General features: G+C 39.3%; 12 protein-coding genes. 1 reads left to right on the top strand and 11 read right to left on the bottom strand.

The features are described 5' to 3' along the window. Window positions 1-70: 70 nt before the first annotated feature. Window positions 71-874: a peptidylprolyl isomerase gene (locus tag QM867_RS08095; RefSeq protein WP_414315532.1), complete on the top strand. Its 804-nt coding sequence runs from the start codon at window positions 71-73 to the stop codon at window positions 872-874. A gap of 53 nt (window positions 875-927) precedes the next feature. Here the strand turns inward: QM867_RS08095 and QM867_RS08090 are convergent, their stop codons facing one another. The 11 genes from QM867_RS08090 to QM867_RS08040 all read right to left on the bottom strand — a co-directional run bounded on the left by QM867_RS08090 (window position 928) and on the right by QM867_RS08040 (window position 12,837). Then, on the bottom strand, window positions 928-2,469 hold the full coding sequence (locus tag QM867_RS08090; protein ID WP_414315531.1) for an ABC-F family ATP-binding cassette domain-containing protein: 1,542 nt from the start codon (window positions 2,467-2,469) through the stop codon (window positions 928-930). Between the two features lies 1 nt (window position 2,470). Further along, a complete protein-coding gene (locus QM867_RS08085) occupies window positions 2,471-2,944 on the bottom strand; it encodes a VanZ family protein (protein ID WP_414315530.1) in 474 nt (157 codons plus the stop codon). A 1-nt stretch (window position 2,945) separates the two neighbouring features. Next, the gene (gene rlmN / locus QM867_RS08080) at window positions 2,946-4,031 is read right to left on the bottom strand and encodes a 23S rRNA (adenine(2503)-C(2))-methyltransferase RlmN (protein WP_045763788.1); all 1,086 of its coding nucleotides are present in this window, start codon (window positions 4,029-4,031) and stop codon (window positions 2,946-2,948) included. Between the two features lie 16 nt (window positions 4,032-4,047). Then, entirely contained in the window at window positions 4,048-4,581 is a 534-nt protein-coding gene (locus tag QM867_RS08075; protein WP_414314389.1) for a YutD family protein, read from the bottom strand. Window positions 4,582-4,744: 163 nt separating this feature from the next. After that, window positions 4,745-5,650: an aquaglyceroporin Gla gene (gene gla / locus QM867_RS08070; protein WP_414315529.1), complete on the bottom strand. Its 906-nt coding sequence runs from the start codon at window positions 5,648-5,650 to the stop codon at window positions 4,745-4,747. A 426-nt stretch (window positions 5,651-6,076) separates the two neighbouring features. Next, window positions 6,077-7,363: a hypothetical protein gene (locus tag QM867_RS08065; protein ID WP_414315528.1), complete on the bottom strand. Its 1,287-nt coding sequence runs from the start codon at window positions 7,361-7,363 to the stop codon at window positions 6,077-6,079. Between the two features lie 207 nt (window positions 7,364-7,570). Then, entirely contained in the window at window positions 7,571-8,737 is a 1,167-nt protein-coding gene (locus tag QM867_RS08060) for an ATP-grasp domain-containing protein (RefSeq protein ID WP_414315527.1), read from the bottom strand. Between the two features lie 12 nt (window positions 8,738-8,749). Next, entirely contained in the window at window positions 8,750-9,490 is a 741-nt protein-coding gene (locus tag QM867_RS08055; RefSeq protein ID WP_414294727.1) for an esterase family protein, read from the bottom strand. A gap of 21 nt (window positions 9,491-9,511) precedes the next feature. Continuing rightward, window positions 9,512-10,336: an alpha/beta hydrolase gene (locus QM867_RS08050; protein WP_049509803.1), complete on the bottom strand. Its 825-nt coding sequence runs from the start codon at window positions 10,334-10,336 to the stop codon at window positions 9,512-9,514. 135 nt (window positions 10,337-10,471) lie between these two features. After that, on the bottom strand, window positions 10,472-11,686 hold the full coding sequence (gene thiI, locus QM867_RS08045; RefSeq protein ID WP_006150037.1) for a tRNA uracil 4-sulfurtransferase ThiI: 1,215 nt from the start codon (window positions 11,684-11,686) through the stop codon (window positions 10,472-10,474). An 8-nt stretch (window positions 11,687-11,694) separates the two neighbouring features. After that, entirely contained in the window at window positions 11,695-12,837 is a 1,143-nt protein-coding gene (locus QM867_RS08040; RefSeq protein WP_414315526.1) for a cysteine desulfurase family protein, read from the bottom strand. Window positions 12,838-12,905: the final 68 nt, after the last annotated feature.

Raw genomic sequence — 12,905 nt, 5'->3', positions numbered from 1 at the left:
AAACTACTAACATTTGAAATCCACTTTCAATTAGGGTACAATGGTAGAAATGATTTTTGAAAGGATTACCATGAAAAAAATAGCAACACTTCTATTAATCTCAACTTTTGCCCTTGCTGGATGTAGCAGTATCCAACGTAGTCTCCGAGGGGATGACTATGTAGATTCTAGCTTGGCTGCTGAAGAAAGTTCCAAAGCAGCTGCCCAATCTGCCAAGGATCTCAAAGACGCCTTGACAAATGAAAATGCTAACTTCCCACAACTCTCTAAGGAGGTTGCTGAAGACGAAGCTGAAGTCATTCTCCACACCAGTCAAGGAGATATCCGCATCAAACTCTTTCCAAAGCTAGCTCCACTTGCTGTTGAAAATTTCCTAACTCACGCAAAAGAAAGCTACTATAATGGCGTTACCTTCCACCGAGTGATTGATGGCTTCATGGTCCAGACTGGTGATCCAAAAGGAGATGGTACTGGAGGCGAATCCATTTGGCATGATAAGGACAAGACTAAAGACCATGGAACTGGTTTCAAGAGCGAAATCTCTCCATATCTCTATAACATCCGTGGTTCTCTCTCCATGGCTAATACTGGCCAACCAAATTCCAATGGTAGCCAGTTCTTCATCAACCAAAATACAACAGACATTTCTGCCAAACTTCCTACAAGTAGCTATCCAAAGAAAATTATCGAAGCCTACAAAGAAGGTGGGAACCCTAGTCTAGACGGAAAACACCCTGTCTTTGGTCAAGTCATCGACGGTATGGATGTTGTTGACAAGATTGCCAAGGCTGAAAAAGACGAAAAAGACAAACCAACTACTGCTATCACTATCGACAGCATTGAAATTGTTAAGGACTACGATTTTAAATCTTAAAAACCAAAAAATACAGTATCCAATCTTGGTACTGTATTTCTTTTACTCTCATTTTAAGTTAAGTTGTTAAAATCCCAGATTTGGTCCATCCAGCTTTCATAGAAGTCTGGTTCGTGGCAGACCATAAGGATAGAACCCTTATACTCTTTTAGAGCACGTTTGAGTTCGTCCTTGGCATCCACATCCAAGTGGTTGGTAGGCTCGTCTAGAACAAGGACATTGTTCTCACGGTTCATCAAGAGACAGAAACGAACCTTGGCTTGTTCTCCACCTGATAGAACTTGAATCTGGCTTTCGATGTGCTTCGTTGTCAAACCACAGCGAGCAAGGGCTGCACGAACTTCTGCTTGGTTGAGAGCTGGAAAGGCATTCCAAACAGCTTCTAAAGGTGTCTGACGATTGCCGCCTTCCACTTCTTGCTCAAAGTAGCCAAGTTCTAGATAATCACCGCGTTCAACTTCACCAGCAATTGGCGGAATAATCCCCAAAAGAGACTTCAAGAGGGTTGTTTTCCCGATACCGTTGGCACCAATGATGGCAACCTTTTGATTGCGCTCAAAGGTAAGATTTAATGGTTTTGTAAGTGGGCGGTCGTAACCAATCTGTAAGTCTTTGGCTTGGAAGATAAAGCGTCCAGGTGTACGAGCTGGTTTAAAATCAAAGGACGGCTTTGGTTTCTCACTTTGAAGTTCGATAATGTCCATCTTATCCAATTTCTTCTGACGAGACATAGCCATATTACGGGTAGCAACACGCGCCTTATTACGGGCTACGAAATCCTTGAGATCAGCAATTTCTTTCTGTTGACGCTCATAGGCTGCTTCCAGCTGCGATTTCTTCATGGCATAGACTTCTTGGAACTGGTAGTAATCGCCAGAGTAGCGTGTCAACTGTTGATTTTCAACGTGATATACGATATTGATAACATCATTGAGGAATGGAATATCGTGCGAAATAAGGACAAAGGCATTCTCATAGTTCTGCAGATAACGCTTGAGCCAGTCAATATGCTCCGCATCTAGATAGTTGGTTGGCTCATCCAAAAGCAAGATATCTGGCTTTTCAAGGAGGAGTTTGGCCAAGAGTACCTTGGTTCTTTGTCCACCAGATAAGGCTGTTACGTCCGTATCCATACCATAATCCATGACACCAAGAGCACGCGCAACTTCATCAATCTTAGCATCCAAGGTATAGAAGTCACGACTTTCCAAACGGTCCTGAAGTTCGCCGACTTCTTCCATTAGGGCATCAATATCAGCGCCCTCTTCTGCCATTTCCATATAAAGGTCATTGATCCGAGCTTCGGCTTTGAATAATTCGTCAAAGGCTGTACGCAAAACATCACGCACAGTTTGACCTTCTTTGAGAACTGCATGCTGGTCCAGGTATCCTGCTGTCACATATTTGGACCATTCCACCTTACCTTCATCAGGTACCAACTTACCAGTCACAATGCTCATGAAGGTTGATTTCCCTTCACCGTTAGCACCAACTAGTCCGATGTGTTCCCCTTTTAGGAGTCGGAAGGACACGTCTTCAAAAATCGCACGGTCACCAAAACCGTGACTTAAATTTTTTACTTCTAAGATACTCATTTTAATTCCTTATCTTGTTTTTATGTAGTAGTTTATAAAGGACCCAGGCTAGGTAGCCACCCAAAGTATTGGTCCATAAATCATCAATCTCAAAGACCCTATTGAAATCAAAGAAAAAGTCTAAAACTAGCTGTGTGCATTCGATTCCCAAGCTCAATAAAAAGCTAAACAAAATCACACGCTTCGTTTTTCTTAGTGCAGGTATAAGATAGAGAAGCTGGAAAATTAATGGGAAGAGCAAGAGGATATTTAAGGCATTTTGCAAAAAAATCCAAAAGAGCTGTAGAGGGCTAGTTACTTCTCCCAGATTCCAAAGGGAGTTAAAAGGCGTCAAAAGAAAAACCAGGCGTCCAAAAGTTTGAATACCTGGAGTTTCCACTCCTGTAGGAAGTTGAGGCTGGGGAGTAAAACAAAAACAGACGATACAAAGACTGTATAACACGATTCCCAGGCTTAGTAATTTTTTTCGATTCATCTTATGGATTTACTTCAGCTACTGCTTTTTGGCGATCACGTTTCATGGTATTTGAACGCAATTGTCCGCATGCGGCATCGATATCTGTACCGTGTTCTTGACGAACAACACAGTTGACGCCTTTTTTCTTGAGCGTATCATAGAAGGCCATGACACGCTCTTTCGGACTACGACTATATTGGTCATGCTCACTAACAGGGTTGTAAGGAATCAAGTTGACATATGACAATTTCTTAATGTTCTTGAGCAATTCTGCCAACTCAAGTGCTTGTTCGACTCCGTCATTGACTTCATTTAGCATGATATACTCAAAAGTTACACGGCGGTTGGTTGTTTCGATGTAATACTCAATCGCTGCAAAGAGTTTTTCAATTGGAAAGGCACGGTTAATCTTCATAATGCTTGAACGCAGTTCATTGTTTGGAGCATGAAGAGAAACAGCAAGGTTAACCTGTACTCCTTCATTGGCAAACTCACGAATCTTATGAGCCAAGCCAGAGGTTGATACTGTGATATGACGAGCACCGATTGCCATTCCCTTATCGTCATTGATGGTACGGATAAAGTTCAAAACGTTATTGTAGTTATCAAATGGTTCTCCAATACCCATAACAACGATGTGGCTAACACGTTCATCTTGTCCACGTTCGTCAAAATATTTTTGAACAAGCATAATTTGAGCTACAATTTCTCCGTTATTGAGGTCACGTTGCTTCTTGATCAAACCTGACGCACAGAAGGTACAACCAATATTGCATCCAACCTGAGTCGTTACACAGACTGATAAGCCGTAGTGTTGACGCATAAGTACAGTTTCAATCAGCATACCGTCTGGCAACTCAAAGAGATACTTTACAGTACCATCAGCCGATTCTTGAACGATGCGTTGTTTCAAAGGGTTGACTACAAATTGATCATTGAGTTTGGCAATCAAATCCTTAGATAAGTTTGTCATTTCTTCAAATGATTGTACACGTTTACGGTAAAGCCACTCCCAGATTTGGTCGGCACGGAATTTCTTTTCTCCCTGCTCCAAGACCCATTCTTGCATGCCTTGACGTGTTAAACTATAAATAGACGGTTTCATGTTTTCTCCTTATTCTCTAATCTTTCTGACGGATGACGAAATGACGTTGCCCCTTTTCTTCATTCTGTGGTTTCTGCTCTTTACGACGACGTCTATTTCTCTTGTCTGTATGATTTCTTTTCTTATTTTGAGAAGACTTTTTCCCTTTACGGTTGTCTTTCTCTTCTTCTTTCTTGCGCATTTTTTGGTCAAATGGTGCTCGTTTAGGAGTCTCATTTTCTAAGACAAAGTAGGCACAACCATAGCTACAATACTCGAGTAGGTAATCTTGTAAACGACTGATTTTCTCGAGAGATTCTTCAGCTCGCTCATTCTTGTAGAATCCTCGCAAGCGCAACTGCTCATTGCTCCAGTCTCCTACAATATAATCATACTTGTTTAAAACTTCCGAAAAGCGTTGAGTAAAAGCTGTTGCATCAAAGGCTTCCTTACTATTTTCAACCAAGTTGAAGGTGAAACCTTCAGCCTCGACTTTATCTCCAGATAGATGAAATTCTGGACCAGGGAATTTATTGTAATTGTATAATTCAGGTGCAATTTCTTTACGCATAATATTCCTTTTTAACGTTTACTTAATACTCTATTTTACCATATTTTTGCCATATTTACATCTTTTGATTTAAAATGAAAAAAGTCTGACGATTTCACCCTTTAATTCTATAAGACACAACTGTACAAAAAAGAAAAAACTGGGAAAACCCAGTTTTTAAATATTATAGGTAAAGTAATTTGAAGAGCGCTACTGCTGCAATAGCTGCTGCAATCGGTGCAACTACTGGTACCCAAGCATACCACCATTTTGAATCACCCTTGTGTTGACCAAGGATTGATTTTGGAAGGAAGGCATGAAGGAGACGTGGTCCAAAGTCACGAGCTGGGTTCAAACCTGGTCCTGAAGGTCCACCAAGAGATGTTACCAAGGCCATTACCAAGAAACCAAGCGCCAAGTGTGCGATACCAAGACCCGGTGACAAGAATGGAGCTACTTGAGTTTTTGCTTGTTCAAGAGCTGCTGTTACTTGTTCTTGAGGAATTGTTTGACCTTGAGCAGTCGCTTGTGCCACTTGGTCATTAATCAATCCTTGGGCTTTAGAAAGCAATTCAGCACCAAAGAAGTTCTTTGTCATACCGAGTGCTGCGAAGAAAAGAACAAATGACCCAACAAACTCATTGATAAATCCGTTCACAGTTGCTGCGAAGCGTGATTCTTTTGTTCCGTGGTCGATACTTGAAATTGTTGAGAAAGTTCCCAAGATGTTATTTGGATTTTCTGTTTTCAAGTAGTAGGGACGGTGAGTTGCAACAACCAAGGCTTGTCCGAAGATTGCTCCCAAAACTTGTGCGATGATGTATTGGGCTACTTGTGACCAAGGGAAGAGACCGCTAACTGCAAGTCCAAGAGTGAAGGCTGGGTTGATGTGGTTACCAGAAACATTACCAAACATCAAGGCAGGGATCATAACCCCCATACCGTAACCAACAGCGATAACGAGCCAGCCACTTTGGTGACCTTTCGTACCTTTAAGTTCAACGTTGGCAACTGCACCATTACCCAAGATAATCAAGATGGCTGTTCCCAAAAATTCAGTGGCATATTTGACTGCCCATGTGAAATCCATTGATAGATTCTCCTTAATATTTTTTTGACAATCCCTATTCTATCAATTTTTAAGGCTTTTAGCAACAGATTTTCTAAAAGAATCCTATGGAAACGCTTTTATTTAGGGCTTTTAAAAAGAGAGTGGGACAGAAATCGGTAATTCGTTAGAATTCGATTTCGTCGTCCCACCTCCGCACAGTTGAGTAGGGCTGTAAAAGCTGATGAAATCAGCGAAGTAGAGCCCACTCAACCACTGCGCCTTGCTCGACAATCCAAAGAAAATTGAGAGGCTAGGACTTTTGTCCCAGCCTCTTCATATCCTATTCTTGACGCTGACCAAAATATTTTCCAATTTTTTAATTAGCGAAAAAAGTTCGAAATTCTTTTAAAATTATAATTTAATATTCTTTAATATGTTCTTTTAAGAAAAGTTAACTCTTTTCCACTATTTAAATTCATCTGATTCATATAAATCTGATGGTAAAAAATTATTCATTACAAATTTCTCATTATTATTAATACGAATAAATTCTCCATCTATTAAGTCATACTTGTAATTAGTCATACTATTTATTTCAATAAATTGACTCTCAACATTATTAAATAAAAACAAAGTAACTTCTAGGTTACTATTAGTGATAGGTTCTGTAGTTTGAATATTGTAAAACTTTTCCTTCCGATTATAATAACATGAACTAAACTTTCTATATTCATCACTTCCTATTTTAATAAGCTGTATAGTTTTATTATCAATTACTAAATTTACTCTATCATCGTTACATTTCTCGATTTTCCCAAGTATTTCCTCTTTATCATTATAGATAACATTATCTTCATCAAAAGTGAAAAAACTACCCAAAAATTTAATTCTATTGCCATCAATATTTAATAAGAATTTTCTCACAATAATATCTTGGTTCGTAAACTTATTTATTGTAATCATATTCCAATTTCCATATAAATATTTTTGACTAGATGGTAATCCAAGCTTGATTTGAATTTTTTGTCTTAGTTTCTTAAAATAAATTAAAAATAAAAAAAGAGGATATGTTATTTCTAATACAATAAATCTATAAAGTCCAGTTAGCAACATCGTATAAATCGAAGTATTATTAACATCAGGACGGGGATAAATTAAAGAGGAAGCATAAATTATTGGGACAAGAAATAATACTGATATTTTTATAACCGAAAGTTGTTTTTGTCGTTGCTTTGTCACTTTTACATTAAATACATCCTCTAGAGTGTCAGTTGTCAATAATAAAGTAGCTACTGCTGTGATTGCCGAAACTAGAGCGGATTCAGATGGATTAATAAAAAATAATACAATTGACAAAGAAATGACAAAAAATATTAAAAATGTTCCCGTTATTATCGTCCTTGAATTTGATTTTTCTTTTATAAAACTCTCTATAGATATCGTGAATATAGAAAAAAGTAATATCCATTGTTGAGGATCATTAAACATGGAAAATAAAGTAAGAAACTCTATCAGACCAAATAAAATTGTTATAAAATAATTAAAGCTCTTTTCCAGTTTATTTTTTCTTTTTGAAACAAAGTAAGTCACTGGCATTTTTGTTAGAAGAAATACCACAAATAAAACTGATAAAACCTGATCTGTCATGCCAAAAATGGAAATGAAGTGAGATCCAAGCAATAACGTTATTATAAATATAATAGTGTCAATAATAGACAAGAGAAAAATAGGCTTTATTTCTTCTTTTTTCATTTTAAATTTATACTCCTTAAAAATAAATTAATAGTTGATTTACAAAATATATTTAAAATAATAGAAAAATTTTCTATAAAACATCTTTGATAATAACGTTTATACAACATTATATCATATTAATTAAATTGGTTCAAATTCACTAACAATTAGTCTTCTATTCTATTAAAAAGGACAAAAGAAGTCAAACTCCTTTTATCCTTTTCATTATTCTTGACGCTGACCAAAATCCTTAATCATCTGCTCCATTTCCTCACGACTTGGTGTCGTAAGCATATAGAGATAGTCTCCTTGCAATTCAGCAAAGGCTGCCGGCATGATTTTCTTTACTTTGAACTGCTGACCATATTTAGCGAGCAAGTCTTCTTCTGAATAAACATAGTTAGCATTGGCGCGACGAGATGTTGCCAAGCAATACTGGGTTTCAAACGGAGACTCTGGGAATGCTTCACCTGCAACGATAGCTGCATAGCCCTTGTACAAATCCAAGGAATGCGCATAGTTATAGACATCAATAGTGAAGCCACCTGCTGGACGGTTATTGTACTCAATGGCAATATAATCATCACCCTCACGGAAGAACTCGATATGGAAGAAACGTTCTTTCATACCAAATTCCTTGACGATAGCCTCACCATACTTGCGAAGTTTCGGATCCATATCTTTAAGAACATAATAAGAATTGTCCATCTTGTAAATCATGAGATCAAGGGGTGTATGTGCATAGTCAAAGGTAGTTGAAAAGACAATATTCCCATCTCTATCCACCAAACCATCGAAGGTACAGATTTCACTAGAGGTAACAAATTTTTCAAAGAAATAAACTGTTGAATGGTCCCATTCAGCCTTAAAGTGGTTTACATCATCTTCTGTTTCAAGTTTGAAGGTTGCTGCTGCACCTACTCCATTGTCAGGTTTTGCAATCATGGGAAGACCGATTTCTTTCACAGCTTTGTCAACATCTGCATCTGTTTCAATGACAGCACCTGGCACAACTGGAACTCCAGCTTTTTTGAAGAGTTTTTTCATCTCAGATTTGAACTTGGTCTTCTTGAGGTCTTCTGGTTTAGCACCAAAAACATTGAACTGTTCACGAAGGGCAGCATCCAACTCAAGCCAGTATTCATTATGAGATTCGATGCGGTCAATTGGACCATGCTTATAGAAAAGAAAGGCAACTGCTCGTTTAACCTCATCCATATTTTCAAGATTATCTACTCGAAAGTACTCCGTCAAGCTATTGCGCAATGGTTCATCTAGTTGTTCGTAGGGTTCTTGCCCAATCCCTAGAACTGTGATTCCTTTATTAGCTAGTTCAATACTAAACTGTTGGAAATTTTGTGGGTAATAGGGTGAAATTACAAGATAATTCATAAGCAACTCCTTTTATAGACTCATATGACCGAGGAAATATGGCATTTGTTTACGCCACCATTCCCAGTCATGGGCAACATCGTGCCCCCATTCTGCAAACCAAGCAGGAATTTGTTTTTGGTCAAAGGCTTCTTTTAACTTGTAGTAAGAAGGCAGGCCATCCTGTTCCCAAGCACCTAGACCTGTACAAACAATAATCTCAGCCTGACGGTAACGATCGATAAACCAACCATCATTTTGATTCCAGATATAATCTACTGGTGAATTTTGATAGATAGCATCATCGTTGTAGTAATCTCCAACAAAGAAACGAGCATCGTAGACACCACTGAGGGCAATTACCTTGGTAAAGACATCTGGATGCTGAAGGAAAAAGTTAAGTGCATGGTAAGCTCCCATAGAGCATCCTGTTGTCATCATACCGTCAAACCAGCCTGTTTTGTGCTTGATAAAAGGAATGGCTTCTTCAATCACGTATCGCTCATAAGCACGGTGCATTTCAGCTTGGTCATGACCATTTTTCCATGTTGCTAGCCAACTCTCACTATCGACACTTGAAAGGGTAAAGAATTGCACTCGACCTTCCTCGATAAAGGATGCACATGCATCAATCATGCCAAAATCATAGTATTCATTGTGGCTACCACCTGAGGAAGCAAAGACAACCACTGGGATACCTGCGTGTCCGTAACGATTAACATACATTTCACGGTTAAGATGACCACTCCAGTGACTAAGATGTTCAATATGCATATCCTGTCTCCTTTATACTAACTACCAATTTTCTGCAAAAAAGCGTAGGCAAGCTGGAAGATTTTCTGACCATGGCACTTCATGGTGAATGGCTCCAGCCTGAACCTTGAGAGAGAGATTTTCCAACTGCACTCCTCCCGCTATCAAATCATGATAATAGCGAAGGGAAGAGTCGATATAGGCCTGCTTAATATTACCAGCCATGAGGGTCTTGTCTGTGTCGTCTGCTTCTTCCGTACCAACATAGATAAAGACACGCTGGTCAGGCAATAGTTTTTTTCGCTCGATATAGCGATCAAAGGCCTCTTGGTGAAGCCAGTTAGCTGATGAGAAAACTCCCAAACATCCAATTTGATCCTGATATTCTAAGCCAATAAACTGGGTAATATTGCCACCTAGAGAAGATCCAACCATAGCAGTGTGCTTGCGATCAGACTTTGTCCGATAGTTTTCGTCGATAAAGGGTTTGACCACTTCCATGACAAACTCAGCGTACTCGACTCCCTTACCACCAAATTGTTGGCCAGGAATGTTGGACTCTTGGAATTTCCATGCCGCATACTCGTTCATTCGCCCAAGACCATCATTGTCAATAGCCACAACAATCATACGGCTGATATCTGGATTTCGCTTGATGGCTGGGATAATCTTCCAGGAATGTCCAACGTAAGATTCCTTACTATAAAAGACATTTTGTCCATCGTGAAAATACACAACTGGGTAGCTTCTATCCGTATCTTTATCATAGTTTTTGGGGAGGAGAACACGTACCCGGCGCTCCTTACCTGTGTAGGGAACCACTAATTTATGCTCTCGCATTTTCAGGTAAAAATAAGATTGATTCATTGTCAGAAAACTCTCTATATTCAAAATTTTATCTTATTATAGCACAAAAATAGAAAAAAAGTCAGTTTCCGTCTAAATTTAGGACAATAAACTAACTTTTTTTACTTATTTTCTTTTTTCCTCTGGTTTTTCTGATTAAAGGAGGTCATCAATTAGCTCATCAACTGCATCCTTCTCAGCTTGAGGCGTAATTTCAGTAATCATGATTCCTGCTACTGCACGTTCAACCAGACCTTCGACATCCATACGTGTTTCATACTGCTCTGCATTCTTAATCTTTGGATTTGTCTTCGGACGATCGGGTGCAAAAATAGTACAACAATCTTCAAACGGCTGGATAGAAATTTCAAAGGTATCAATTTCTTGCGCAATGTCAATGATTTCTAGCTTATCCATAGTTACAACTGGACGGATAATTGGTGTATTGGTCACCGCATTGATAGCCTGCATACTCTCCAGGGTTTGGCTTGCCACCTGACCAAGACTTTCACCATTGATGATGACCAAACCATTTCTCACTTCACGGATACGGTCTGTAATGCGCATCATAAAGCGGCGAGTCAGAGTCATGAGATAAGCTTCTGGAGCCTTAGCCTTAATCTCTTCTTGAATCTCTGTGAATGGCACTTCGATAAACTGGATATTGCCACCGAACTTAGTCAGTTTACGGGTTAAATCTTGGGCTTTTTTGAGGGCACCTGGACTGGTATATGGTGGACTAGCAAAGTGAACAGCTTCGATATCCACTCCACGTTTTAGAGCTAGATAACCAGCTACTGGTGAGTCAATCCCACCTGACAACATGAGCATGCCTTTCCCAGAAGTTCCAACCGGTAAACCACCAGCTCCTCGAATGGTTTCATAAGAAAGATAAGCCGCCTCTTCACGAATCTCCACTTGCAGATTGATATCGGGATTTTTCATCTGGGCTTGTACATTGGGAATAGCTTCAAATACTGCACCACCAAGAGTTTGGTTCAACTCACGACTGTCTAACTCAAAGTTGTGGTCGCTTCGCTTGCTTGAGATTTTAAAGGTCATACCTTCCTTGTAGATGTCCTTCATAATCTCTTGGACAGCAGATTTAAGAACTTCTACAGATTTTTCAACTTTATATACCGGAGAAAAATTTTGAATCCCGAAAACTTGTTTCAGAGACTCTGCCACTGGTTCATAATCTGCCCCATTCAGATAAGCATGGGCACGATCGCGGTCTGCTGTCACTTTGACTTGAGGATAGATGGACAAGACATCTGAGATATTATTACGTAGTTTATTGATGAAGCGCATACGGTTTTTACCCTTGGTTGAAAGCTCTCCGTAGCGAATCATAATTTCTGAATACTGCATGAATACTCCTATCTTACTTTTTTAGTTTGATTGTAGATTAATTTTAGTTTAGTCAAAAATTGCTCAACTTGACTCATATCGTTTTCTAGGTCTAGACTGAGACGAACTGCTGACTGGGCTTTATCTTTTTCAATGCCCATGGCAATCAGGGTCCCAGCAGGTTTCCCAGCCTTGGACGAGCAAGCTGATGTTGTAGAAATGAAAATATCATAGTCTTCAAAAGCATGAACAATGATTTCCCCACGAACACCCTTAATCCCAAAGGTCAGAATATGGGGGGCAAAATCTTCCTCATCTGAGAAGACAAAAATATCTGGATAATCAAGAAGAGCCTGACGGATGACTTCCTTCATCTGACTCGTTTTGTTAGAAAACAATTCCAATCTTTCCATAGCTAGACGCAGTGCCTTGGCTGTTGCTGCAATTCCTGCTACATTCTCAGTTGTTGAACGATAGTCACGCTCTTGGCCACCACCAGTTAAAAGCGGTGTAATTTTCTTGCCAGACTTGATATAGACCAATCCAACACCACGAACTCCGTGGAATTTATGACTAGAGAAGGTCGCAAAGTCCACTCGGTCTGTCAAATACTTTTCTGTTGGTATTTTAGCCAAGGCTTGAACGGCATCAACGTGGAAGGAAATCGTTGGCTTATCAGCTAATAGTTCTGATATAGCTTCAATAGGCTGGATTGAGCCGATTTCATTGTTGACTGCCATAACAGAGACTAGCGTTGTATCAGGACGAAGTAGGTTTTCTAAAGCAGTTACATCTACAAATCCTTTTTCATTTACAGGTGCAAAATCCACTTCAAAACCTTGAGTCTTAAGCCAAAGAGCTGACTCCTTGACTGCTGGGTGCTCAATAGCTGACACAATAATGTGTTTGCCAAATTGTGCTTTTTCAAATGCAACACCTTTGATAACCCAGTTATCCCCTTCAGTACCACCAGATGTAAAGAAAATTTCCTCGCTTTTCTTGCCAATCAAATCTGCAATCTGTTGACGAGAAGCTTCTAAAATTCTGGTAGACTGGTCTCCCAAACGATGGAGACTTGAAGGATTTCCAATAATCTTTGAAGCCACCTGCATATAAGTCTCTAACGCTTCAGGATATGGCTTAGTCGTTGCCGAATTATCAAAGTAAATCATGGTTTCTCACGCTTTCTAAAATCACTCCTTCTATTGTATCACGAAACAGTTCAGGCGACAAGAAAGGC

The organism is Streptococcus infantis, assembly GCF_047463635.1.
GTDB classification, from domain to species: Bacteria; Bacillota; Bacilli; order Lactobacillales; family Streptococcaceae; genus Streptococcus; species Streptococcus infantis_W.
This window is presented reverse-complemented; position numbering and strand designations above follow the sequence as displayed.

Bases quoted from the DNA above. Each gene is read 5' to 3' on its own strand.
- rlmN (WP_045763788.1), bottom strand. From the start codon at position 4,031: ATGAAACCGTCTATTTATAGTTTAACACGTCAAGGCATGCAAGAATGG.
- QM867_RS08055 (WP_414294727.1), bottom strand. From the start codon at position 9,490: ATGCATATTGAACATCTTAGTCACTGGAGTGGTCATCTTAACCGTGAA.
- QM867_RS08075 (WP_414314389.1), bottom strand. From the start codon at position 4,581: ATGCGTAAAGAAATTGCACCTGAATTATACAATTACAATAAATTCCCT.
- QM867_RS08095 (WP_414315532.1), top strand. From the start codon at position 71: ATGAAAAAAATAGCAACACTTCTATTAATCTCAACTTTTGCCCTTGCT.
- QM867_RS08065 (WP_414315528.1), bottom strand. From the start codon at position 7,363: ATGAAAAAAGAAGAAATAAAGCCTATTTTTCTCTTGTCTATTATTGAC.
- gla (WP_414315529.1), bottom strand. From the start codon at position 5,650: ATGGATTTCACATGGGCAGTCAAATATGCCACTGAATTTTTGGGAACA.
- QM867_RS08060 (WP_414315527.1), bottom strand. From the start codon at position 8,737: ATGAATTATCTTGTAATTTCACCCTATTACCCACAAAATTTCCAACAG.
- QM867_RS08050 (WP_049509803.1), bottom strand. From the start codon at position 10,336: ATGAATCAATCTTATTTTTACCTGAAAATGCGAGAGCATAAATTAGTG.
- QM867_RS08090 (WP_414315531.1), bottom strand. From the start codon at position 2,469: ATGAGTATCTTAGAAGTAAAAAATTTAAGTCACGGTTTTGGTGACCGT.
- QM867_RS08040 (WP_414315526.1), bottom strand. From the start codon at position 12,837: ATGATTTACTTTGATAATTCGGCAACGACTAAGCCATATCCTGAAGCG.
- QM867_RS08085 (WP_414315530.1), bottom strand. From the start codon at position 2,944: ATGAATCGAAAAAAATTACTAAGCCTGGGAATCGTGTTATACAGTCTT.
- thiI (WP_006150037.1), bottom strand. From the start codon at position 11,686: ATGCAGTATTCAGAAATTATGATTCGCTACGGAGAGCTTTCAACCAAG.